Here is a 24,152-nt window from a genome sequence, read left to right as displayed (position 1 = left end):
GACTTCGGACGGGCCGGTGGCCCTGCATGCACCGCGGTACTCCTCATGCCCCGGGGGTCACGTTCGACGCTACACCCAAAATGCGCGGTTCAGTCGTGGGTCGGGAAGCCCAGGTTGATTCCGCCGTGGGACGGGTCCAGCCAGCGGGAAGTGACGACCTTGCCTCGGGTGAAGAAGTGGACGCCTTCGGTTCCGTGCGCGTGCGTGTCGCCGAACAGGGAGTTCTTCCAACCGCCGAACGAGTAGTACGCCATCGGCACCGGAATCGGGACGTTGATACCGACCATCCCGACCTCAACCTCGTTCTGGAACCGCCGGGCCGCGCCGCCGTCGTTGGTGAAGATCGCCGTCCCGTTCCCGTACGGGTTCGAGTTCACCAGGTCGAGCGCCGCGTCGTACGACGTCGTCCGCACCACGGACAGCACCGGGCCGAAGATCTCGTCGGTGTAGATCGACATCTCCGGCGTGACCTTGTCGAACAGCGTCGGACCCAGCCAGAACCCGTCGTCCGCGCCGTCGAAGTTACCCTCACGTCCGTCGACCACCAGCTCCGCGCCGGCCTCGACCCCGGCCGCGACGTACCCGGCGACCTTGTCCCGGTGCGCACCCGTGACGAGCGGACCCATGTCGCACCCACGCGTCCCGTCGCCGGTCTTGAGGGTCGCCATCCGCTCCTTGATCTTGCCGATCAGCTCGTCCGCGATCGGCTCGACCGCGACCAGCGCGGAGATCGCCATGCAGCGCTCGCCGGCCGATCCGAACCCGGCGTTCACCGCCGCGTCGGCGGCGAGATCCAGATCCGCGTCCGGCAGCACGATCATGTGGTTCTTAGCGCCGCCGAGCGCCTGCACGCGCTTGCCGTTCTTCGTACCGTTCTCGTAGACGTACTTGGCGATCGGCGTCGACCCGACGAACGAGATCGACTTCACGTCCGGGTGCTCGAGCAGCCGATCGACCGCCTCCTTGTCGCCGTGCACGACGTTCACCACACCGTCCGGCAGGCCGGCCTCCTTCCACAGCTCGGCCATCGCGTTCGCCGCGGACGGATCCTTCTCGGACGGCTTGATCACCACACTGTTGCCACAGGCAACCGCGATCGGGACGAACCACATCGGCACCATCGCCGGGAAGTTGAACGGCGAGATGACCGCGCAGACCCCGAGCGGCTGGCGGATCGAGTACACATCGACCTTGGTCGAGACGCCCTCGCTGTACCCGCCTTTGAGCAGGTGCGGGATGCCGCACGCGAACTCGATCACCTCGAGCCCGCGGGTCACCTCGCCGACCGCGTCGGACAGCACCTTGCCGTGTTCGGCGGTGATCAGCGCCGCGATCCGGTCCTTGTTCCGGCTGACCAGCTCGCGGTACGCGAACAGGATCTGCGCGCGCTTGGTGAGCGACGTCTGTGCCCAGGCCTTCGACGCGTCGTGAGCGACCTTGACGACCTCGTCGACGGTCGCCGCCGACGCGAGGTCCAGCTCGCCCGTCACCTGGCCGGTCGCCGGGTTGTAGACGTTGCTGGTCCGCTCGGCGACCCCGGTCCACGAGCTGCCGCCGACGAGGTGGGTGATGCGCTTGATGTCAGTACTCACGATGTTTCCTCACTACCAGGGTGTCTTATCCGAGGACCTTGCTGCGGTCGGCCAGTGCGACGTCGACCGGCGTGCCGCTGCTCAGCGACTCGAGCCCGGCCTCACAGACGGCCGCCGCGGCGTACCCGTCCCAGGCGCTCGGCCCGTCGATCTCGCCGCGTCTGGTCGCGTCGACCCAACGCTGTACTTCGAGGTCGTACGCCTGCTCGAACCGGATCCGGAAATCGGCCGGCATCGCGCCGCCCCAGTGTTCGCCCGCGCGGGTGAACACACCGGACCCGAGTCCGACCGTCGCACTGCCTCGTTCGGCAACGGCCTCACAGCGGACCTCGTACCCGACCTGGAAGTTGACGAAAACCTCCACGTCGGCCATCGCTCCGCTCGCCAGCTCGAACACCGCCAGCTGCGGATCGAACGCGCCCTCCGCCACCAGGCTCGTCGGCTTCGGCGTGTACACGGTGATCCGGGTGATCTCCTCGCCGAACAGCCAGCGGGCGACGTCGACCTCGTGCACCATCGAGTCCCGGACGATCATCTCGCTCCGGAACGACGATGCGACCGACTTGTTCCGGTGCACGTTGTGCAGCAGCAGTGTCCGCCCGAGCTCGCCCGAATCGAGCAGCTGCTTCAGAGCGGCGTACTCCGGATCGAAGCGGCGCATGAACCCGACTTGGATCAGCTGCCGCCCGAGCTTGTGTTCGGCCTCGACGACACGGAGAGCCGACGCCGCGTCCATCGTCAGTGGCTTCTCGCACAGCACGGGCTTCCCGTGCTCGAGGCAGGCGAACAGCTGATCCGCATGCGCGAACCCCGGTGACGCCAGGATCACCGCGTCGACATCATCGGCCGCGATCAGCTCCATCGGGTCCTCGACCACCCGGACGCTGTCGACGTACGCCGTGCCGCCCGAGTGCCGCGCCGTGCTCTCGGACTCGCCGCCCAGGCCCTCCGACAACCGAGCGGCGAGCGCCTCGGCCCGGCCGCGATCGGCGTCGGACACCGCGACCAGCCGTGCGCCCGACGTCTTCCGCGCGACACGCTCGGCATGGTCCGCGCCCATCACCCCGACGCCGACGACGCCGACGCGCAGGTCACTCATCGTCCCTCCCCTGTGGTTGGTCCACGACCCTTCCAGGATCGATCTCCCGGAGCTCGTGGCTCAAGGCCTCCAGCTCGGAACCGCCCGCCATCTCGGTGGTCAACTGCTCCAGCGTGATCTGCGACCGGTGCGTGTCCAGCGCCACCCGGCCGAGCTTCAGCACGACGAAGTGGTTGCCGACGAGGTACGCGTGGTGCGGGTTGTGGGTGATGAAGATGACCCCGATCCCGGCGTCCCGCGCCTTCACGATGTACTTCAGCACCACACCGGACTGGTTCACCCCGAGCGCCGCGGTGGGCTCGTCCAGGATCAGCACCTTGGCGCCGAAGTGGATCGCGCGCGCGATCGCGACGCACTGCCGCTGGCCGCCGGACAGCTTCCCGACGGGCTGCTCGAGGTCGGGGATCGAGATCCCCATCTTGGTCAGCTCCTCCTCGGCGATCCGCTTCATCTTCGCCGCGTCGAGCTGCCGGAACGGTCCCCTGGTGATCTCGTTGCCGAGGAAGAAGTTCCGCCAGACCGACATCAGCGGCGCCAGCGCGAGGTCCTGGTAGACGGTCGCGATCCCGCTGTCGAGCGACTCGCGCGGCGAGGAGAAGTGCCGTTCCTCGCCGTTCACCGACATCCGGCCGGAGGTGTAGTCGTGCAGGCCGGCGATGATCTTGATCAGCGTCGACTTGCCCGCGCCGTTGTCCCCCAGCACGCAGGTGATCTCGCCCTGCCGGACGGCCAGCGACACCCCGCGCAGCGCGTTGATGTTGCCGTAGCTCTTGCCGACGTCCTCGAGCAGCACAATGGGCGAGTTGGGGCTGGCAGCCGCCTCGTCCGCGAACGACTCCGTGGTGGTCATCGTGCCTCCGCCCGCTTCTTCACGACCAGGTTCACGATGGTTGCCAGCAGCAACATGGCGCCCAGGAACGCCTTGAACCAGTCCGGATTCCAGCCGGCGTACACCACGCCGAGCTGGACCATGCCGAAGATCAGCGCACCGACCGCCGCACCGACGACCGAACCGTAGCCGCCGGTGAGCAGACAGCCGCCGACGACCGCGGCGATGATGTACAGGAACTCCTTGCCGACGCCCTCACCGGATTGCACGACGCCGTTGGAGTTGAACAGCAACTGCATGCCGGTGAACCAGGCGAAGAACCCGACCGCCATGAACAGCCCGATCTTCACCTTCTTCACCGGTACGCCGACCGCCCGCGCGGCCGCCGCGTCACCGCCGGCCGCGAAGATCCAGTTGCCGATCTGGGTCTTCAGCAGCACCCACGCGGCGATCGCCACGAACACGATCCACCAGACGATGATGATCTTGACCGTGATACCGCCGAGTTTGAACTCCGACGCGAAGATCGCCTTCGCCGCGCCGAACCCGTCCATGTCGCTGATCGAGTTCGACGCGACGGCGCCGGAGGTGATCCGGGTGACCGCGATGTTCAGGCCCTGCAGGATGAAGAACGTACCCAGCGTCACCAGGAAACTGGGCAGTCCGGTCCGCATCAGCAACCAGCCGTTGAAGGCACCGATCGCGAGTGAGAAGACCAGCGCGACCAGAACGCCGACCCAGACGTTCATGCTGAACTGGTACGAGAAGATGCCCGCGGTCAGGCCGGACGTCGTCACCGCGACGCCGGCCGAGAGGTCGAACTCGCCGCCGATCATCAGCAGCGAGACCGGCACCGCCATCACCCCGATCAGCGCGGCCTGGTACAGGATCGTGCCCGTGTTGTCGATATTGCGGAACGGCGGCGCCGCGATCAGGAAGAACACCAGGATCACGGCCGCGCCGACCAGCGACCCGATCTCGGGCCGGCTGAGCAGCCGGGCGCCGAGGGACCGAGCGGAGACGCGGTCGTCCGCCGATGCGGGTGAGGTGATGGTCGATGCCATGGCGCTACCTCAGCGCGTCCCGGCTTCGGCGTACTTCTGGACCGCCGCGATGTTCGACTTGTCGATGAACGCCGGGCCGGTCAGTGTCGCGTCGCCACCGCCGATGGTGTCGCCGTTCGTCTTGTACAGCCAGATCGCGTCGATCGCCAGGTAGCCCTGCAGGTACGGCTGCTGGTCGACGGCGAACTGCACCGTGCCGTCCTGGACCGCCTTGACCATTTCCTTGCTCATGTCGAAACTCGCGACCTTCGCCGACGACCCCGCGTCCTTGACCGCCTGGACCGCGGTCAGCGCGATGCCGGCGTTCAGCGCGACGACGTAGTCGGCGGTCTTGTCGGCCTGCAGCTTCGAGGTCAAGGTCGCCTGGGTCCCGGGCTGGTCGGTGCCGTTGACGTTGACGTTCTCGACGTTGCCGAACTTGTCCTTGATGCCCTGGCAGCGGGCCTCCAGACTGACGTTGCCCTGCTCGTGGATGACGCAGATGACCTTCTTCGCGCCGAGCTGCTTGAGCTTCTCACCGGTCGCCTGGCCGGCGATCCGCTCGTCCTGGCCGAAGTACCCGAGGGCGCCGGTGGTCTTCCACCGGTCGAGGCCACCGTTCAGGATCGTCACCGGGATACCGGCCGCGATCGCCTTCTTGACGTTCGGGATCACCGCGTCGGGCTTGTTCAGCGTGACCGCGATACCGTCGACCTTCGAGTCGATCGCGGTCTGCACCAGGTTCGCCTGGGCAGCGCCGTCCGGGTCGGCGGAGTACTGCAGCTCGATGTTGTCCTTCTTCGCGGCCGCCTCGGCGCCGCGCCGGACGATGTCCCAGAAGGTGTCGCCGGGCCCTGAATGGGTGATCAGGGCAACCTTCATCCGCGGCGTGTCGGCGACGTTACCGCCGCTGCCGCTGGAGCTCTGCTCCTTCTGCTTGCCGCCGGAGGAGCTGCACGCGGCCAGAGCCGCGGCAAGTGCGACAGCCGCGACCGCGGCCACCGCCTTCTTCTGCCACCGAACCATGACTTGCTACCAGCCTTTCGGGTGTTCCGCTGAGTTGCTTGGGACCCGAGAGTGTCACATATGCCGACGCTCCCGTGGCCGTTAATCCGATTCGCCACCCCCGCCGGTGATCAGCTGCTGTGACTTCAGATACGTGAGCGTGCGCTCCGCGATCGGCAGCGGTACGTCGGGAGCGCACGGATACATGTCCTGCTCGACGATCGCGAACACGTCGGCATCCAACCCGGCAAGCGCTTCCAGCACCGGCGGCAGCTCGGGTACGCCGTACGGCGGCTCGCAGAACACGCCCCGCCGGACAGCCTCGTCGACGCTCAGACCCTCCGCCTCGACCTCCCCGAGCACCTTCGGATCGACCTGCTTGAGGTGTACGTAACCGATCCGGTCCGGGTACTTCCGGATCAGCTCGAGGTTGTCGCCGCCGCAGTAGCTGATGTGCCCCGTGTCGAGGCACAGGTTCACGTAGGCGCTGTCGGTCTCCTCGAGGAAGCGCTCGACCGTGTCCTGCGTGTCCACATGGCCGTCCGCATGCGGGTGGTACTGCGTCCGCAGCCCGAACTCCTCGGCCAGCCGACGACCCAGCTCCGTTACCGCCCGCCCGTGCTTGGCCTGTCCTTCGTGGTCGAGCCGCTCCTCGACGATCTCGCCGTTGTCGCCACGCCACATCGACGGCATCACGACCAGGTGCTTCGCGCCCATCGCCGCGGTCAGCTCGGCCGTCTTCACGATGTCGCGCCACGTCGCCTCCCACCCGTCGGGGCGGTGCAACTGCTCGAACGTCGTACCTGCCGTCATCGTGAGCCCGCGCCGGTCGAGCTCCTCCTTCAACCGCACCGGATCCGTCGGGAGGTAGCCGTACGGACCGAGCTCGATCCGCGTGTACCCAGCCGCAGCAGCCTCGTCGAGGAACCGCGTCCACGTCGTCTGCTGCGGATCGTCGGCGAACCAGACGCCCCACGAGTCCGGCGCCGTACCGATGTGGACCTTCCCCATCAGCTGTCCCCCTCGGCCGGAGACAGGTACGGACGCTGGGCCTTCTTGCTCTCCTCGTACGACGCCGCGGCCGACTGCGTCGTCTGCAGCTCCGAGACCTCGCTGACCGGGACGTCCCACCACGAGTCGCTGTCCGGGCCGCCGATCATCGGATCCGTGGTGACGTGAATCGCGATCGGGCCGCTCGCCGCCTTCGCGGTTTGGATCGCCTTCTCCAGATCGGGTTTGCTGTGCACTTCGATCACCTCGACGCCGAAGCTGCGCACGTTCGCGGCCAGGTCGACAGGCAGGTAGTCGCCGTCCAGCCGGCCATCGCCGGTGCGCTTGCGGTACGCCGTACCGAACCGCTGGGAGCCGAGCGACTCCGAGAGCGCGCCGATCGACGCGAAGCCGTGGTTCTGCACCAGGACCACGATGATCTTGAGGTTCTCCTGGACCGCGGTCGCCAGCTCGCTGGACATCATCAGGTACGACCCGTCGCCGACCAGGACGAACACGTCGCGATCCGGTGCGCCGAGCCGGACCCCGAGGCCGCCGGCGATCTCGTATCCCATGCAGGAGTAGCCATATTCGACGTGGTATCCCTTCGGGTCGCGTGTCCGCCACAGTTTGTGGAGGTCGCCCGGCATCGATCCGGCCGCACACACAACCACATCAGACGCCGCCGACAATTCGTTGACGGTTCCGATCACCTCGCCCTGAGTGAGCAGTCCTTCAGCCGCCATCCGTTCGGGAGTGGGCCGGAAAATTGCGTCCACAGTTCCGTTCCAGGTCCTGGTGAGTTCCTGGGCCTCGGCTGTGTAATTGGCATCCACGGACCACTCGCCGAGTGCGGACCCCAGCGAAACAAGGGTTTCCCGCGCATCGGCCACTACCGGGAGGCCTGCATGCTTACCACTGTCGAAGCGCGCGACATTGATGTTGAGGAACCGCACATCCGGGTTCTGGAAGGCCGTCCGCGAGGCTGTCGTGAAGTCGCTGTAGCGGGTGCCGATGCCGATCACCAGGTCGGCGTCCCGCGCCAGCGCGTTGGCTGCCGTGGTCCCCGTCGAGCCGACCGCGCCCACCGACTGCGGATGATCCCAGCTCAGAGATCCCTTACCTGCTTGGGTTTCCGACACGGGGATGCCGGTCCTCTCAGCGAACTCACGCAACGCGTCCTCGGCACCGGAGTAGTGCACGCCACCGCCGGCCACGATCAACGGACGCTGCGCGGACCGTAGGAGATCTAGCGCCTTGTCGACAATTGATGCCTCCGGCAAGGGGCGTGCGACGTACCAGGTGCGCTCGACGAAGAGCTCGTCCGGCCAGTCGTAGGCCTCGGCCTGGACGTCCTGCGGGAGGGCCAGCGTCACCGCGCCGGTCTCGACCGGATCCGTCAGCACTCGCATCGCGTTCATCAGTGCCGACGGCAACTGTTCGGGCCGCCAGACGCGGTCGAAGTACTTCGACACCGGGCGGAACGCGTCGTTGACCGAGACGTCACCGGCGCCGAAGCTCTCCAGTTCCTGCAGCACGGGTGTCGCCACCCGCGTCGCGAACACGTCCGAAGGGAGGATAAGCACCGGCAGCCGGTTGATCGTGGCGAGTGCCGCACCGGTCACCATGTTGGTCGAGCCGGGACCGACGCTCGCCGTACAGGCATAGGTCTGCAGCCTGTCACGTGTGCGGGCGAAGGCCGCCGCCGTGTGCACCATGGCCTGCTCGTTCCGGGCCAGGATGTACGGCAGCGCCTTCGGGTCCTGGAGCTCCGACTGCAGCAACGCCTGGCCGACCCCGGCCACGTTGCCGTGACCGAAGATGCCCAGGCACCCCGCGATCAACCGCTGCCGGACCCCGTCCCGCTCCGAGTACTGGACGCTCAGGAATCGCACCAGCGCCTGCGCGACCGTGAGACGCACCGTCATGACTCAGCTCCTTGTTCTCCGAAAGGCAGGCGCGGATCGATATGTTGGGAGTTCCACAACTCACGGACCCAGGCGTGCTGCGGGTCGTCGGTGATCAGCCACTGGCGTTCCTTGCCAGGGCCGGCCATCACGTTCAGGTAGTACATGTCGTAGCCGGGCGGTGCCATCGCCGGCCCGTGCCAACCATGCGGGACCAGCACCACGTCGCCGCTGTGCACCTCGGCGAGGACGTCGATCGGACGTTCCGGCGTACCGTAGACCCGCTGGTAGCCGATCGGGTCGTTGCCCTTGACATCTTCCGGTACGTCGTCGGACAGCTGCAGCTCGAAGTAGTAGATCTCCTCGAGCTCGCTCTCCTTCCCGGGCCGGTGCTCGTCGTGCTTGTGCGGCGGGTAGGACGACCAGTTCCCGGCCGGCGTGATCACCTCGCAGGCGATGATCGAGTCCGCGTCGAGGACGCCCGGCGTACCGAAGTTACGAACCTGACGGGAGGCGACCCCGGCGCCGCGCAGCTCGGTCTCGACGTCTTCGGGGCCGAGCCGCCGGAACGGATGGTCCGCGGCGGCCTTCGCGTGCGGGAACGCGATCCGCGCGCCGCCGGCGCTCACCACCGCGAAGGTCGAGTTCCGCGGTACGTAGGCGAGATCCGTCGCACCCGCGAACACGTCGGCCCGACCACCGAGCGGTACGGCCTCACCGTCCACGATCACCTCCGCCGAACCCTTCAACGGCAGGACGATGTACTCACAGTCCCCGGTGTCGATCTCCACCGACTGCCCGGGCAACAGCGTCCGGACCAGCAGGCCGCTGTGATGCCACTGCGGCTCGCCGGGCCGTACCACCACGTCGTACCCGCCGTCCGCCGCCGTACCGGCGGGCCGAACCCATTCAGTCATCCCAACCGTCCTTCGTCAGAAATCTCTCGCGTCCGGGAGCCGCAGATCATCCGTTGCTGCCATGCACCAGTGCGGCCGCATGATCAACCGCTGCAGCCACGTCACCGTCCGGCGGGAACAGCAGCGCCCGTCCGACCACCAGTCCACGGACAGACGGCAGCTCGAGCGCCTTGCCCCACGAGGCGTACGTCGCTTCCGGTGCCGCCGTCGGGTCGCCACCGAGCAGCAACGTCGGGAGGGTCGTTGCCTCCATCACCCGTTCGAGTTCGTCGACGACCGGAAGCTTCAACCACGTGTACGCGCTGGTCGCACCGAGTCCGGAGGCGATCTGGATCGACTTGATCACCGAGTCGGGGTCGAGCACGTTCGTCACCCGCCCGTCCGCACCCCGGGTCGTCCAGAACGGTTCGACCATCGCCATCAGCTTGTGCTCAGCCAGTCCGGTCACGGCCGCGGCACTGCTCTCGAGCGTCGCCACGGTCCCCGGATCGGCAAGGTCGATGCGGGTCAGCATCTTCCCGCCATCAAGCCGCCGCGCCGCGATCTCGTCCGCCGTCCGGTACGCCGTGAACCGATCGTCCAACTCGAACGCCGCCCCTTGCAGCCCACCCCGGTTCATCGACCCGATGACGACCTTGCCCTCCAACGCCCCGAGCAACAGCAGATCCTCGAGCACATCAGGAGTAGCCAGCACTCCGTCCACCCCCGGCCGCTGCAACGCAACCACCAACCGCGCAACCAACTCCAACCGGCTACCCATCGCCATCCGATCACCACGCACCCCCAACGCCCCACGAGCCGGATGATCCGCAGCCACAATCAAAAGCCGCCCATCATCCCCCACCAACGCCCGCGTCCGCCGCCCCAACCACCCCTCAACAACCCGCTCCGGAAACCGAACCCGAACCTCAGTCAACTCCCCCAACCGTCCCCGAACCCCTTCCAACAACACCCCACGCCCACGTCCCCCAACCCCAGCCGCACGAGCTACCGCAGTGTCATCACCGGCACGACCAACAAGCCCCGCATCCCCGACCTCACCAGCTGCGCCAGCACCCGAGGCAACATCAGTTCCCGCATGCACAGGCACCTCGTCGACCGCACCTACAGCCGCAGCCCCACCGACCGCACCTACGGCAGCGTCGTCCACGTAAGGGTTCTCCACACCGGCACCCTCACCCACCCGGGCATCCGTGCCGGCCCCGTTCAACGACTCAGACTCGTGCCGATCTGACTCGTCCGCACCACCAACCGCCGGATAGACCTGAGTCGACGCCAACCCATCATCCCCGGCCTCCTCGCCCCCAGAACCCCACTCCGCATGCCGATCGTCGTCCGCCAAACCACCAGCCACGCCCCCCGCCAAGCCAGCAACAACACCCCCAGCCGCAACCGAAGCCACACCAGCCGCAGCTCCGCGACCACCGACCACTCCACCAGCCGCCCCGCCACCAACCGCAGCCCCGCCACCAGCCACGACTCCATCAGCCGCCGCACCCGACATACCGGCACCGCCAGCCGACTCGGCCACATCTCCGACCCCCGACGTGAACTGACCAGCTGGATTCAAACCACTCGCGCCCGCACCGCCCAAACCGTCCGCACGCAGTGCACCGTCAAGGGGAGACCCGTCAAGCGCCTCTCCCTCAACCGCACCACCATCCGCCACCTGCGCCGCCGGCAGCTCGGCCGACAACGCCTGCTCAACCCGGCCCTCTCCAACGACAGCACGCTCCACCCGCGGCCGCTGAAGGTTCGCCTGCTCCGCCGGTAAACCATCGGCCCGCATCTGCCCGTCCCGACTCTGATCACCCCAGCCGTCCTCCGGCGGCACCTGACCCCGCACCCGCTCGGCCGGCACCTCCTCGCCCCCAGCCCACGTCGGCCCAGCCTGCGCCGCCTCACCCCCCGTCGGCTCGGCCCCTGTCGGCTCGGCCCCTGTCGGCTCGGCCCCCACCAGCTCGGCCCCGGTCAGCTCGGCCCCGGTCAGCTCGGCCCCCGTCGGCTCAGCTTGCGTCACCTGAGGCTGTGTCGTCTCAGCCCTCATCGCTTCAGCCCCCGTCGGCTCGGCCCCCGTCGGCTCGGCCCCCGTCGGCTCGGCCTCCATGGCCACGGTTCCCGTCAGCTCGGCTTGCGTCGCCTCGGCCTGCGCTGGGTCCGTTTCCGCTACCTCGGCTTGCCGCGTCCCGTAGGCGTCCTCCGCAGGCTGTTCTGCGCGAGCCTGCGCAGCACGAGCCTGCTGGGCGGCAGCCTCCTCCGCGCCGGATCGCTCCGTCTCGGGCCGCGCTGCATCGGGCGTCGCCTGATCGGCTGCACGTTGAACGGATGGCTTACGGGGCGAGAGCGTCGCTTGTTGGGCCCCACGCAGCGTCTGACCGGTCAGCTGGTGGCCGGGCGGAGCCTGAGGGACGTCGGCGTTCTGCGTACCTGCCGTCTGCTCGGCGGGAAGGTTCAGGTGTGCAATCACGGTCGTCTGACCGTCGGCATTCGCGGACGAAGAAGTGTTCATGAGTACCGTCGCATCATCAGGCCCAGGTACGTCGCCCCCACGTACTACAACCGTCGGCTCGTTCGCCCCCAGGTTCACATCGGTCGGATCCCCGATCACCGTGACGTCATCCGACCCAGCCACATCACCCCGCCGCGCCACAACCGCCGGGTCATCTGCCCCAGGTACGTCAGCTCGCGCCTCTGCATCTCGACGGGCGTCAGCCCCACTAGATACGTCTGCTCCCACTGCAGCTCCACGGGCGCCAGCCCCGCCAGGTCGCTCCGGTGCACCTCTGCGGGCATCGGCCCCAGCAACTAGGTCAGCTCGCTCCGTTACAGCTCTACGGGCGTCCGCCCCACCAAGCCGGTCAGCTCGCTCCGGAGCATCTCCGTGTGCGCCGGCTCCAGCAGGTACGCCCGCTCGCTCCGGTGCAGCTCTGCGCGCGCCGGCCTCAGCAGCTAGGTCGGCTCGCCCTGGAGCAACTCCGTGTGAGTCGGCTCCAGCAGGTACGTTCGCTGGTTCCGTTGCAGCGCCGCGGGTGTTGGGTTCTGGTACGTCGCCCTGGCGGGCTGCGAGCGCGTGGGCATCCGGCCGCGGGACGTCCGTACGGGGTGTTGCCATGGTGGGATCGTCGGGCTCCGATACGTCGGATCGGTGTGCGGCGGTGATGCGGGCGCCGGGTGACGGGGCAGCCGGTCGGCGTGCGGCAAGGGTGGGATCGTTCGGGTCCGAGATGACTGTGATGTCGTCGGCACCTGGTACATGGAGGGTTCCAGGGTGGCGGCCGATCACGGTCGGGTCGTTCTGTTCGGCGTACGTGGCTGCGCTCAGGTCGTGGGGGCGGTGCGCTACCACCGTCGGGTCGTTCGAGGCCGGGCTGCGGTCGGTGGCGTCCCCGCCGCGGGCGGGGTGTTCGGGTGAGCCGATTGCACCTATCGGGTTGGTCCGGCCGGTCGGTTCACCGCCGACGACGGTTCGGGGGTCGTTGCCGGCGGTTGGCGCATCCGTGTTCTGCGGACGGCGCGCTACCACTGTTGGATCGGTCGGGCCGGAGGCGTGGGTCGGCGCGGACGGTGCCTGTCGATGCTGGGGTGAGCCCGTCGGAGTGCCCGCGGCTGTACTGCGAGCCGGTGGGTCGCTTGGCGTCGTACCACCGGTCGCCGGGTCCTTCGGGGCTGTACCACCGGCCGCCAGGTGGGTCCGGGCCATACCATCGGCCGCCGCGTTGCTCGGTGTCATACGGCCGCCCGCTAGGTCGTTCGTGGCCATACCACCGGCCGCCAGGTCGCTCGGGGCCGTACCACCGGCCTCCGCGTTGCTCGGCGTCGTACCTCCGCCCGGTGGGTCGTTCGGGCCCGTACGGCCGGCCGCCGGGTTGCTCGGGGCCGTACCACCGGGCGCCAGGTCGCTTCGGGGCGTACCGCCGGGCGCTGGGTTGGTCGGGGCCGTGCCGCGGGGGGTTGGGGCATTCGGCGTGCGGCCGTGGAGCATGCGGTCGTTTGGGGACTGGGTGGGGGCAGGTGGGGTTGTTGGGGACGGTGTTACCCACCAGGTGGCGGCTTGCGAGGCGGGGTCTTGTGGCGGGCGGGGGGTGGCTGCCGCGGGCGTGGGGAGGGCGGGATCGTCGGGCGCCGTTGGGCGTGGGGAGCCGGTCGCATCCTCGGGCACCGTCGGGCGTGAGGAGCCGGTCGCATTCTCGGGCGCCGTTGGGCGTGAGGAGCCGGTCGGATTGTCGAGCGCCGTTGGGCGGGAGAATGCGAGCGTTGGATCATTCGATCCGGATGGGTGGGAGAAACGGATCGTTGGGTCGTTGGAGGCCGGCGAGCGCGAGGCCTGGGCGGTGGGGTCGTTCGGGCCGGGGGTTTGGATGGTGGGGTCGTTGGGGGCGGGGGTTTGGATGGTTGCGTCCGGGGCTTCGGTGGGGCGGGGGCGGATCGGGAGGGGGCGGGCGTCCTCGGAGTACTGGTCTTCGTCGTGGGGGGTCATGCTTCGGCTCGCAGGTGGGAGAGGACTTCGGCGGTCGTGGGCATGGCGGTGGAGCATTCGAGGCGGGAGGCGACGATCGCGCCGGCGGTGTTCGCGAAGCGGATAATCTTTTCGAGGGGCCAGCCGGCGAGGAGGCCGTGGCAGAGGGCGCCGCCGAAGCCGTCGCCGGCGCCGAGGCCGTTGACGACCTCGACCGGGTACGGCGGTACTTCGACGCGCTCGTCGCGGGTGCGGGCGAGGGTGCCGCGGGGGCCTTGTTTGACGACGGCCAGTTCGAGGCCGCGGTCGAGGAGTGCCTGGGCGGCCTTGTCCGGGTCGGTCTCGCCGACGGCGACCTCGCACTCCTCACGGTTGCCGACGGCAACGGAGCAGTACTCCAGCGCCCGTGATACCTGCTCATGCGCTTCACTCGGATCCGCCCAGAACATCGGCCGGTAGTCCAGGTCGAGCACGGTGAACTGGGGACCCGGGTCGAACGGCACGCCAGAAGACGGTGCGCCGGAAGAGGCCGCACCTGCCACGCCTGCGCCGGCGGGTGGCTGGCCGACGGGTGCCCCGGCGGCGAAGTCAGCTCCGGACGGGCCGGGCAGGGCGGGCGGGGCGGCGGGTGGGGGATCGGAGGGTGTCGAGGGGGCGGGGATGCCGGTGGTGGCGGTGGGGGGTGTGGAGGTTACGTGGCCGCGGGCTTGCCAGGCGGTGAAGTGGGCGGAGCGGGAGGGTTCGGCGGAGAGGCCGGTGACGGTGGACCAGTAGATGCGGGCGTTGCGGATGGCGGTGAGGTCCAGTTCGGACGGGTTGATGACGAGGTCGGGGGCCTTGGGGAAGCGGTAGAAGTACAGCGGGAAGTTGTCCGGCGGGAAGATCTCGCAGAACGTGATCGGGGTCGGCAGGCCGTCCACCGGGGTGACGAAGCGGTCGTCGACGCCGAGTTCACCGAGGGTGCGGTGGATGAAGGTGCCGAACGGGTCGTTGCCGGTCCGGCTGATCACCGCGGACCTGCGGCCGTGCCGGGCCGCGGCGACGGCGACGTTGGTCGCGCTGCCGCCGAGGAACTTCCCGAACGAGGTGACATCTTCCAGATGCGTGCCGAGCTGCAGCGGGTACAGGTCGACCCCGATCCGCCCGATCGTCAGTACGTCCAGCTGTGCGTCGTCCACCATCAGACCTTCCCATCCCGCCGGTCCGTCGGCGCCTCGCAGGCCGAAGAACCATCCGGCGTCATCGAACCGTGGCCGCGATCTCGTGGAGGTGCGCGATACTCGCCCGTACGTCGGCCACCGGCCCCTCGTCGGTCGGGCGCGCCTGCAGGATCGTGTCCTGTTCGAGGACGTACCAACCGTCGTACCCGGACTTCTCCAGCGTGCCGACGATCGTGGCGATGTCGATGTCGCCGGCGCCCAGCGGACGGTACATACCGGCGCGTACGGCGTCGGTGTAGGTGACCTCGCCCGACTGCACCCGGGCGGCCCACGCGGCGTCGACGTCCTTCAGATGCGTGTGCCGGATCCGCGCGGCGTTCTCGACCGCCAGCGCCACCGGGTCGACCCCGCCGATCAGCAGATGACCGGTGTCCAACGTCAGGCCGATCGACGACCCGTCCAGCACCCGCGCGACGTCGTCGGCGTTCTCGACCATCGTGCCGACGTGCGGGTGGATCGTCGCCAGCACGCCGCGGGAGGCGGCGAGCGCCGACAGCCCGTCGAGCCGGCCGAGCAACGTACTCCAGCCGCCTGAGTCCAGCACCGGACGATCGTCGTATCCATCCGAACCCGTCGCCGCGGCGAGCACCAGCGTCCCCGCGCCGGCTGCCACGAAACCCTCCAAAGCAGCAGCCACCTCGGCGGAAGGGTCAACAGACGGATCATGCAGTACGACGGGAACGAAGCCGCCGACCGCCCGCAGCCCCACATCCGCGAGCGTCTTCGCCTTGTCGGACGGGTCGTCGGGCAGGAACCCGTCCGGCCCGAACTCGGTCGCCGCCAGCCCGGTCTCGCGCATCTCGGCGAGTACGGTCGCGGCGTCGTACTGCCAACCCCAGCCCGGTACCTCGCACACGCCCCAAGAGATCGGGGCACCGGCGATCCGGGCAGCAATGTCGGTCATGGAAACCCTTCAGAGCGTGACGATGCGGTTTTCGTGGCGGGACAGTTCGCAGGCGTCGGCGATCCGGAACGCGGCGAGCGCGTCGCGGACGGTGCACGGTACCTCGCGGGTGCCGGCGACGACCTCGGTGAACGCGGTCAGCTCGGCGACGTACGCGGGCTGGAAGCGGTCCATGAAGGTCATGTGCGGCGGGCCTTCGGGGAACGCGACACCGGGTTCGGCCGACCGGAGCGCGGTGTGCGAGTCGAGGCCGACGGCGAGTGACCCGAGGCTGCCGTGCAACTCCATCCGTACGTCGTGACCGGCGCCGTTGTACCGCGTACCGCTGACCGCGACGAACGTGCTGTCGTCCAGCGTGAGCAGCGCCGCGGCCGAGTCGACGTCGCCGTACTCGCCGAAGAAGGTCTCGCCGCGGTTCGCACCGGTGGCGTACACGCTGACCACCTCGCGGCCCGTGACGTACCGGATGATGTCGAAGTCGTGCACCGTGCAGTCGCGGAAGAAGCCGCCGCTCTGGGGGATGTACTCGTGGTGCGGCGGGAACGCGTCGTTGGTGTTGGCGCGGATGTGGTGGACGAAGCCGAGCTCGCCCGTCTGCACCGCGGCCCGCGCGGCCTGGTACCCGGCGTCGAAGCGGCGCTGGAACCCGATGTGCACCGGCACCGTCGACGCCTCGACCAGCTCAACCACCCGCGACGTTTCCGCCAGGTCGAGCGCGACGGGCTTCTCGCAGAACGTCGGTACGCCGGCCGCGAGCCCCGCCTCGATCAGCGACGCGTGCGCGGACGTCGCCGCCGCGATCACGAATCCGTCCAGGCCGGACGCGAGCAACGCCGGTACGTCGGGCACCGAGGAGACACCCAGTTCCTTCGCGATCGCCTGGGCCCGGGCCGGGTCCGCGTCGGCGACGACCACCTGATCCACCGCCGGCAACTCCTTCAGCGTCGCGGCGTGGAACGCCCCGATCCGCCCGACCCCGACCAGCCCGATCCGCATCCGCGCACCCCTGTCTCGATCTCATGCGCGCCACACAGCCACGGGGCGCACCGGTTCGCCCGTCAGCTTTCCGGCCACGCACCGGAGGTGTCAATACTTTGTTAACACATTCTCACGTCCGGACATGAGGAGGTAGCATCCGCCCATGACCGTGCCGATCCAGCTCGATCGGTCCAGCCCGGTGCCGTTGTACCACCAGCTGGCTGAGCAGCTGACCGCTGCCATCACCGACGGACGGTTGCGGCCCGGTGATCCGTTCGAGAACGAGATCGGCATGTCGGACCGGCTCAGCCTGTCTCGGCCGACGGTGCGGCGGGCGATCTCCGAGCTGGTCAACCAGGGCCTGCTGGTCCGCCGCCGCGGCATCGGGACCACCGTCGCGAACCAGATGGTGCACCGCAAGGCCGAGCTCACCAGTCTGTACGACGACCTCGCCCGCGAGGGCCGCACACCGCGGACCGAAGTACTCGCCCTCGACTGCGCCGCGCAGGACGAACGCGCCGCCGCCGTCCTGGAGGTCCCGCACGGTACACCGCTGGTGTCGATCGTGCGGCTGCGGTACGCCGACGACCTGCCGCTCGCGATCATGCGCAACTGGTTGCCCCCGGCCCTCAACGACCTCACCCTCGAACAGCTCACGCACGAGGGCCTGTACGCCGTACTCCGCGCCCGCGGCATCCGCCCGACGGTGGCCCGTCAGCGGATCGGCGCCCGCAACGCAACCGCCGAGGAACGCCGCACCCTGCACATGTCCAAGGCGGAGCCGCTCATCACGATGACCCGCTCCGCCTACGCCGCCGACGGAACGCCGGTCGAATACGGCAGCCACTGCTACCGGGCCGACCAGTATTCCGTCGACGTCGTGGTATCCGAACGCTGAGAACCTAAGCCTGGTTGGCGATCAGAGTCCGGACCAGGCGCAGACCGACCGACAGCTGGGCCAGTTCAGGACCCTCGGTTTCGACGATTTCCTCGAGCATGGTGGACGCACGGGACAGGGCCACGGCGTTCTGGTCCTGCCAGGCGATGACCCGATCCTCGGGTTCGGCGGAGGCGTCGGTGCCGGCCAGAACCTGACGGGTCAGCCGGGCGTGCACGGCGTGCAGGTCGTCGCGCAGCGCGGCGCGGGCCATCGTCTGCCAGCGGTCGGTGCGCGGCAGTCCGATGATCCGTTCCAGGAAACGTCCGAGCTGCAGCCGCTCTCCCAGCGCGAAATGCACCTTCGCGACTTCGAGGATGTCGATGTCGTCGCGCGACGCCGTCTCCACGATGCCGAGTCCGGCATACGCGGGCGGCAGGACTGCGATCCGGGTCGCGAAGTCCTCCGGAACCCGCTTCTGCACCAGCGCTTCCCGCCGCTGCTCGAACAGCGCGAGCTCACGACCGCGCAGTACGTCGGGCAACGCGGCGGTCAGCTTCGCGATCCCCGGCCCGAAGAACTCGATCAGTTCCTCGATGTCGACCGGTGGCCGCCGGTTCGACACCAGCCAGCGGGTCGCCCGCTCGACCAGCGTGCGGGTCTCCAGCCGCATCCCGGTCTGCGTCTCGGCGTCGACCACGTTGTCGAGCTCGGCGTTCCGCGACAGCAGCTCGGGCTGGGCGAAGATCCGCGACGCCGCGAGGTTCGCGCGGACGACGTCCTCCTCGGTCCCGCCGGTTTCCAGCGAGAGCCGGTGGTACGCCGTGATGCCGGAGGTGTTGACGAACTCGTTGACGACCTGCGTCGTGATGATCTCGCGGCGCAGCTGGTGGCTCTGGATCTGGTCGGCGAACCGTTCCTGGATCGCCTTCGGGAAGTAGCTGGCCAGCTTGTGCTTGAGGAACGGGTCGTCCGGCAGCGACGTCTTGAGCAGCTCGGCTTCCATCACGATCTTGGTGTACGCGATCAGCACCGACAGCTCCGGCGACGTCAGCCCGCGCCCGTCGGCCTTGCGCCGCTTGAACTCGCTGACGCTCGGCAGGAACTCGAGCTCACGGTTGAGCAGGCCCTGGCGCTCCAGCCGCCGGACCCAGTCCTGGTGGACGTGCAGCAGCGCGGGGGCCTGGGCGCCGGCGTTGGCGAGCGCGATGTTCTGCCGGTAGTTGCTCTTCAGCACCAGCGCGCCGACCTCGTCGGTCATCGACGCGATGATGTCGTTGCGCTGCTTCTCGGTCAGGTCGCCGTCCGCGACCACCTTGTCGAGCAGGATCTTGATGTTCACCTCGTGGTCGGAGGTGTCGACACCGGCGACGTTGTCGATGAAGTCGGTATTGATCCGGCCACCGGCCGCGGCGTACTCGATCCGGCCGAGCTGGGTGAAGCCGAGGTTGCCGCCCTCGCCGACCGCGCGGGCGCGCAGGTCGGCGCCGTTGATCCGGATCGCGTCGTTGGCCTTGTCACCGACGTCCGCGTTCGACTCGGCCGAGGACTTCACGTACGTACCGATGCCGCCGTTCCAGAACAGGTCGACCGGCGCCTTCAGGATCGCGTTCATCAACTCGGCCGGGGTCAGCTTCGTCACGCCGCCGTCGATCCCGAGCGCGTCGCGCACCTCCGGCGAGATCGGGATCGACTTCTCGGTCCGCGGGTACACGCCACCGCCGGTGGAGATCAGCGAGGCGTCGTAGTCGGCCCACGACGACCGCGGCAGGTTGAACAGCCGGCGGCGTTCCGCGAACGATGCGGCCGCGTCCGGCGCCGGGTCCAGGAAGATGTGCCGGTGGTCGAACGCGGCGACCAGCCGGATGTGCTCGGACAGCAGCATCCCGTTGCCGAACACATCACCGGACATGTCGCCGACACCGACGACAGTGAAGTCCTGACTCTGGCAGTCGATGCCCATCTCGCGGAAGTGCCGCTTGACCGATTCCCACGCGCCGCGGGCGGTGATCCCCATCGCCTTGTGGTCGTACCCGACCGAGCCGCCGGACGCGAACGCGTCGCCCAGCCAGAACCCGTACTCCTTCGCGACACCGTTCGCGATGTCGGAGAACGTCGCCGTGCCCTTGTCGGCGGCAACCACCAGGTACGCGTCGTCGCCGTCGTAGCGGACCACGTCCCGGGGCGGAACGATGTCACCGGCAACGATGTTGTCGGTGATGTCCAGCAGCCCGGAGATGAAGGTCTTGTACGACGCGATGCCCTCGGCCAGCCACGCGTCCCGGTCCACCGACGGGTCCGGCAACTGCTTGGCGTAGAACCCGCCCTTCGCGCCGACCGGCACGATCACCGAGTTCTTCACCATCTGTGCCTTGACCAGACCGAGCACCTCGGTGCGGAAGTCCTCGCGCCGGTCCGACCAGCGCAGACCGCCGCGCGCGACTGCGCCGAAGCGCAGGTGCACACCCTCGACCCGCGGCGAGTACACGAAGATCTCGTACGCCGGCCGCGGCTGCGGCAGGTCCGGGATCGCCTTCGGCTCCAGCTTGAGCGAGATGTACGACCGCGGCTGCCCGTCCGGCCCCGGCTGGAAGTAGTTCGTCCGGAGCGTCGCCTTCATCACGGTCAGGTACGAGCGCAGGATGCGGTCCTCGTCCAGGCTCTGCACCGTGTCGAGCGCGGCCAGGATCTCCTTCTCCAACTGGTCCGTAAGCATCGTCCGCTCCGGGTCGTCGGCCGGGCCGCGCGCCGGGTCGAAGCTGGTCTCGAACAGCCGTACCAGGAGGCCTGCCACGTCCACGTGGTTCAGGAAGGTGTTCTCGATGTAGTCCTGGCTGAACGGGGTACCGCCTTGGCGCATGTAGCGCTGGTACGCGCGCAGGATCGACACCTGCCGCCAGCTGAGGCTGCCACGCAGTACGAGGGCGTTGAGCTTGTCGGACTCGGCCCGTCCTTCCCAGACGGCCTGGAACGTGTCGGAGAACAGCGTGCGCAGCTCCTCGCGCTCCTCGGTGTCCTCAGGCGCACGCAGACCGAAGTCGTAGATGTAGGCCATCGTGCCGTCGGCACAGCGGATCTCGTACGGGCGTTCGTCGACCACCTCGACGCCCATCGCGCTCAGATGCGGCAGGACCTGCGAGAGCGACAACGGCGACCCGGTGCGGAACACCTTGAACCGCCGCTCGCTCTCCCACTCCTCGTTGATCGGGCTGTACAGCGACATGGCCAGCCCGTTGTCCGCGGGCAGCCCCTCGAGCACGTGGACGTCGTTGACCGCTACGCGCGCGTCGAAGTCCTCCTTGTACGCCTCCGGGAAGGCGTGGGCGTACCGACGGAAGAGCTTGGTGACCGCGCCGTCGCCGCCCTGTGCATGCAGCGCCGCGGTGAAGTCGTCCTCCCAGGCACGGGTCGCCTCGACGACCTGCTGCTCCAGGGTGTCCGCGTCGTACTCTCCGACGGTCTCACCTTGCTTCATGCGTACGACGAAGTGCACGCGGGCCAGCACGGACTCCGTGACGTACGCGGCGTACGTCACGCTCTCCGCGCGGATGGCGTCCTTCAGGATCTGCTGCATGCGCAGGCGGACCGCCGTGGTGTACCGGTCACGCGGCAGGTACACCAGGCAGGACAGGTACCGGTTGTAGACATCACGGCGTACGAACAGCTTGACCGCGCGACGCTCCTGGAGGTGCAGCACCGACTGCACGATGGGCAGCAGGTCCTCGACAGGAGCCTGCAGCAGCTCGTCGCGCGGGTAGGTCTCCAGCACGTCGAGCAGGCCCTTGCCGCTGTGGCTGTTCGGGTCGAAGCCGGTCAGCCGGAACAGCTCCAGCGCCTTGCGCCGCAGCACCGGGACCTGCATGACGCTCTCGGTGTACGCCGTCGACGACAGCAGACCGATGAACCGGCACTCACGGACCGGTTGACCGTCCTCGTCGAACTGCTTGATGCCGACGTAGTCCAGGTAGGTCGAGCGGTGCACGGTGGAGCGGGAGTTCGCCTTGGTGAGGATCAGCAGCTTGCGCTCCTGCGCCTTGGCGCTCACCTCCGGGGGCAGCTTGCCGGAGCCTGGCTTCGGGTCCGGCCGGAGGATGCCCAGGCCGGTCCCCGGGCTGCCGCGGAGGATGCCCTGGTCGCCCTCCATGCTGAAGTCGTACTCGCGGTAGCCGAGGAAGGTGAAGTGCTCGTCGGCCAACCACTCCAGCAGCTCGCGCGCTTCCTCCACCTCGCTCTCCGGCACTGGCAGGTCAGCGGCGTTCAGGCCGGCGGCGATGCTGACCGCCTTCTCGTGCATCTTCGGCCAGTCCTCGACCGCCTCGCGGACGTCGTTCAGGACCTTCAGCAGCTCCTGCTCGAGGGCGCGGTGTTCGGCGACGTCGGCGATCCGCTCGATCTCGAGGTGCATCCAGCTCTCGCGGACCAGGTCGTGCCCGTCCGCGCTGGTGGTGTCCTCCAACACCTCCTGCAGCATGCCGGCGACGTCACGGCGGACCACGAACTGCGGGTGGATCAGCAGCTGCAACTCGAGGTTGCGCTCGGTGATCACCATCGCCGCGCTGTCCACCAGGAACGGCATGTCGTCGACGACGATCTCGACCACGGTACGGCCGGCGGCGGACCAGCCGTTCTCCTCCGGCGTCGGGGTGAAGACGTGCACCTTCGCGGTGCCCTGCGGCCGGGTCATGGCGGACTTGTAGTGGTGCCGGGCTGCACCCAGGCAGTCGTTCGGCTGGCGCTCGGCGACGTCCTCGGCGGCGACATGCCGGTAGTACTGCTCGAGGAAGGTCTTCAGCCTGTCCGGCTCGACCATTTTGTCGTGCCCATGGGTTCCCGTGGCCACCGCCTTGGCGATCACATCGGCCTTCAGAACGTCCAGCTTGCTCTGCATTCCCCACCGTCTCCACACGTGACGTCGGCGTCGCTGCCGCCGGACCGCACGACATTGTGCGGTCACTCAGAGATTAGTCCACCTTTGTCACTGGTGTGGTGTCGGGACGGGCCTGTCATCGTTTGGTGAGGCGTAGGGCGAGAGCGGGGCAGGCGAGGACGGCGCGGCGTGCGTCCGGGAGCTCACCCGGGGTGATTTCGCGGCCCCGGAGCACCGGGAAACCCCACTCGTCGAGGACCACGTCGTCGGGCAACAGCCCTGCGCACAAGCCGTGTCCGTCGCACCGCGTCCAGTCGATCTCCAGCTTGCTCATCGGGTCCCTCCGAGCACTCCGAGCACAGGCCGGCCGCACCCGTGCCCGTTCAGATGACGGCGTACGTCGTGGTCGAAAACCTTGAGCGCCGATGTGAGGAACCTCGCAACGCCGTCCGGGTGCGCGCACGCTCCGCGGCCCGGAACCAGCCCGAGATGCCGCTGCGCGCCGTACCAGCCCTCCGGATCGCCGACGGTCATCCTGGCGAAGTCGTCGACAAGTGAGGCGAGACCGAAGATACACGGCCCGCACTGGCCTGCTGACTGACCTCTCAGCCACTCTGCGATCCGGGTGACCTCTCCCAGCGGGCAGGTGTCGGAGCCCAGCGCCAGGATGATGCCGGCGGACACCTCGGGTCGCTGGAGCGTCACACCCTCGGTCGTGGGCAGCCAGCGGCCGTGGTACCCGCCCAGTAGTACGGGGCCCGGCTCGGCACCGGCGTACTGCAGGACTGTGTCCAGCGGGACACCGGTCGGTGTCTCGATCACACCGGGCCTCTGTACAGTGCCCCCGATCGTCAGGAGCTGCGTACCAGGCTCACTGGTCAGGCCGGTGCTGCTGAACCTCCGGGATCCGAGTCGCGCCAGTACCGCGAGCTGGGCGAACGTCTCCACGTTGGACAGGAACGTCGGCCGCCGGTGGTAGCCCTGACGCGTCGGCAGCACCCTGCGCCCCGGTGGTACCGCCGTACCGCCCTCCAGCACGCTCAGCACCGCACGGGCCTCCCCCGCGACGAAGCGGCCCGGCGTCTCCCGTACCTCGACCGCCAGGCGATCGTGGCGCTCCACCAGCGCCTCGCGTAGCGACATGGCTGCAGCCGCGTCGTGTACGGCGATCAGTACGTGTGGTGCTCGCAGTGCACGTGCCAGGCCCACTGCGCCGTCAAGGACGAGGTGGGGCGACTGCGTGAGGAGCAGGCGGTCCTTGCGGCTCGCGGGCTCGCTCTCGGAGCCGTTGACCACGACTGCTTCCACACCACGTGCCGGGAGGTCCCTGAGCTTCAGTGCGACCGGAAAGGCTGCTCCCCCGCGTCCTCTGAGTCCTACGGCTTCACACAGCTGCACGTAGTCGTCACGGCTGAGCTCCGGCAGCGGACCGTGCGTCATGAGGTGCCTCTGAATGTTCAGACGCCCC

The 24,152-nt window shown here is 68.6% G+C and carries 18 protein-coding genes; 2 read left to right on the top strand and 16 right to left on the bottom strand.

Annotation, left to right across the window (positions count from 1 at the left end):
- Positions 1 to 89 precede the first annotated feature (89 nt).
- From FB475_RS23455 to FB475_RS23415, 9 genes are all read right to left on the bottom strand, one after another.
- Complete coding sequence (locus FB475_RS23455) at positions 90 to 1,592, bottom strand: CoA-acylating methylmalonate-semialdehyde dehydrogenase (RefSeq protein ID WP_141858717.1); 1,503 nt, start codon at positions 1,590 to 1,592, stop codon at positions 90 to 92.
- 25 nt (positions 1,593 to 1,617) lie between these two features.
- Positions 1,618 to 2,691, bottom strand: coding sequence for a Gfo/Idh/MocA family protein (locus tag FB475_RS23450; protein WP_141858716.1), 1,074 nt, complete (start codon positions 2,689 to 2,691; stop codon positions 1,618 to 1,620).
- Entirely contained in the window at positions 2,684 to 3,541 is an 858-nt protein-coding gene (locus FB475_RS23445; protein ID WP_141858715.1) for an ATP-binding cassette domain-containing protein, read from the bottom strand. Before FB475_RS23445 ends, FB475_RS23450 begins: the two co-directional genes overlap by 8 nt.
- Positions 3,538 to 4,584: an ABC transporter permease gene (locus FB475_RS23440; protein WP_141858714.1), complete on the bottom strand. Its 1,047-nt coding sequence runs from the start codon at positions 4,582 to 4,584 to the stop codon at positions 3,538 to 3,540. Before FB475_RS23440 ends, FB475_RS23445 begins: the two co-directional genes overlap by 4 nt.
- 9 nt (positions 4,585 to 4,593) lie before the next feature.
- Complete coding sequence (locus FB475_RS23435; RefSeq protein ID WP_141858713.1) at positions 4,594 to 5,589, bottom strand: sugar ABC transporter substrate-binding protein; 996 nt, start codon at positions 5,587 to 5,589, stop codon at positions 4,594 to 4,596.
- An 81-nt stretch (positions 5,590 to 5,670) separates the two neighbouring features.
- Complete coding sequence (locus FB475_RS23430) at positions 5,671 to 6,579, bottom strand: TIM barrel protein (RefSeq protein WP_141858712.1); 909 nt, start codon at positions 6,577 to 6,579, stop codon at positions 5,671 to 5,673.
- A complete protein-coding gene (gene iolD / locus FB475_RS23425; RefSeq protein WP_141858711.1) occupies positions 6,579 to 8,486 on the bottom strand; it encodes a 3D-(3,5/4)-trihydroxycyclohexane-1,2-dione acylhydrolase (decyclizing) in 1,908 nt (635 codons plus the stop codon). The genes FB475_RS23430 and iolD overlap by 1 nt, the downstream gene beginning before the upstream one ends.
- Positions 8,483 to 9,382, bottom strand: coding sequence for a 5-deoxy-glucuronate isomerase (iolB, locus tag FB475_RS23420; protein ID WP_141858710.1), 900 nt, complete (start codon positions 9,380 to 9,382; stop codon positions 8,483 to 8,485). Before iolB ends, iolD begins: the two co-directional genes overlap by 4 nt.
- A gap of 46 nt (positions 9,383 to 9,428) precedes the next feature.
- Complete coding sequence (locus FB475_RS23415; protein WP_425551922.1) at positions 9,429 to 10,334, bottom strand: Cgl0159 family (beta/alpha)8-fold protein; 906 nt, start codon at positions 10,332 to 10,334, stop codon at positions 9,429 to 9,431.
- Between the two features lie 369 nt (positions 10,335 to 10,703).
- Between FB475_RS23415 and FB475_RS23410 the strand changes: the two genes are divergently transcribed.
- Positions 10,704 to 11,156, top strand: a complete 453-nt coding sequence (locus FB475_RS23410) for a hypothetical protein (protein WP_141858708.1) — start codon at positions 10,704 to 10,706, stop codon at positions 11,154 to 11,156.
- 830 nt (positions 11,157 to 11,986) lie between these two features.
- Here the strand turns inward: FB475_RS23410 and FB475_RS23405 are convergent.
- From FB475_RS23405 to FB475_RS23390, 4 genes are all read right to left on the bottom strand, one after another.
- Entirely contained in the window at positions 11,987 to 12,175 is a 189-nt protein-coding gene (locus FB475_RS23405) for a hypothetical protein (RefSeq protein WP_141858707.1), read from the bottom strand.
- A 1,680-nt stretch (positions 12,176 to 13,855) separates the two neighbouring features.
- Positions 13,856 to 15,019 (bottom strand): 5-dehydro-2-deoxygluconokinase, encoded by a 1,164-nt coding sequence (locus FB475_RS37750; RefSeq protein ID WP_141858706.1) that lies wholly within the window; start codon positions 15,017 to 15,019, stop codon positions 13,856 to 13,858.
- Positions 15,020 to 15,077: 58 nt separating this feature from the next.
- The gene (locus tag FB475_RS23395) at positions 15,078 to 15,962 is read right to left on the bottom strand and encodes a sugar phosphate isomerase/epimerase family protein (RefSeq protein ID WP_141858705.1); all 885 of its coding nucleotides are present in this window, start codon (positions 15,960 to 15,962) and stop codon (positions 15,078 to 15,080) included.
- Between the two features lie 9 nt (positions 15,963 to 15,971).
- Positions 15,972 to 16,958 carry a Gfo/Idh/MocA family protein gene (locus FB475_RS23390; RefSeq protein ID WP_141858704.1) on the bottom strand — a complete coding sequence of 329 codons (987 nt, stop codon included), beginning with the start codon at positions 16,956 to 16,958 and terminating at the stop codon, positions 15,972 to 15,974.
- 145 nt (positions 16,959 to 17,103) lie between these two features.
- Here FB475_RS23390 and FB475_RS23385 point away from each other — a divergent pair, with 145 nt between their 5' ends.
- Positions 17,104 to 17,838 carry a GntR family transcriptional regulator gene (locus FB475_RS23385; protein ID WP_141858703.1) on the top strand — a complete coding sequence of 245 codons (735 nt, stop codon included), beginning with the start codon at positions 17,104 to 17,106 and terminating at the stop codon, positions 17,836 to 17,838.
- A 4-nt stretch (positions 17,839 to 17,842) separates the two neighbouring features.
- Here the strand turns inward: FB475_RS23385 and FB475_RS23380 are convergent, their stop codons facing one another.
- The 3 genes from FB475_RS23380 to FB475_RS23370 form a co-directional block, all read right to left on the bottom strand.
- The gene (locus FB475_RS23380) at positions 17,843 to 22,705 is read right to left on the bottom strand and encodes an NAD-glutamate dehydrogenase (RefSeq protein ID WP_141858702.1); all 4,863 of its coding nucleotides are present in this window, start codon (positions 22,703 to 22,705) and stop codon (positions 17,843 to 17,845) included.
- Positions 22,706 to 22,820: 115 nt separating this feature from the next.
- Complete coding sequence (locus FB475_RS23375; RefSeq protein WP_141858701.1) at positions 22,821 to 23,018, bottom strand: ferredoxin; 198 nt, start codon at positions 23,016 to 23,018, stop codon at positions 22,821 to 22,823.
- Positions 23,015 to 24,124, bottom strand: a complete 1,110-nt coding sequence (locus FB475_RS23370) for an NADH-ubiquinone oxidoreductase-F iron-sulfur binding region domain-containing protein (protein WP_141858700.1) — start codon at positions 24,122 to 24,124, stop codon at positions 23,015 to 23,017. The genes FB475_RS23375 and FB475_RS23370 overlap by 4 nt, the downstream gene beginning before the upstream one ends.
- Positions 24,125 to 24,152: the final 28 nt, after the last annotated feature.

Source organism: Kribbella jejuensis (assembly GCF_006715085.1).
Taxonomy (GTDB): domain Bacteria; phylum Actinomycetota; class Actinomycetes; order Propionibacteriales; family Kribbellaceae; genus Kribbella; species Kribbella jejuensis.
Note: the sequence above shows the minus strand (reverse complement) of the source record. Positions and strands in the feature narration are given on the sequence as shown.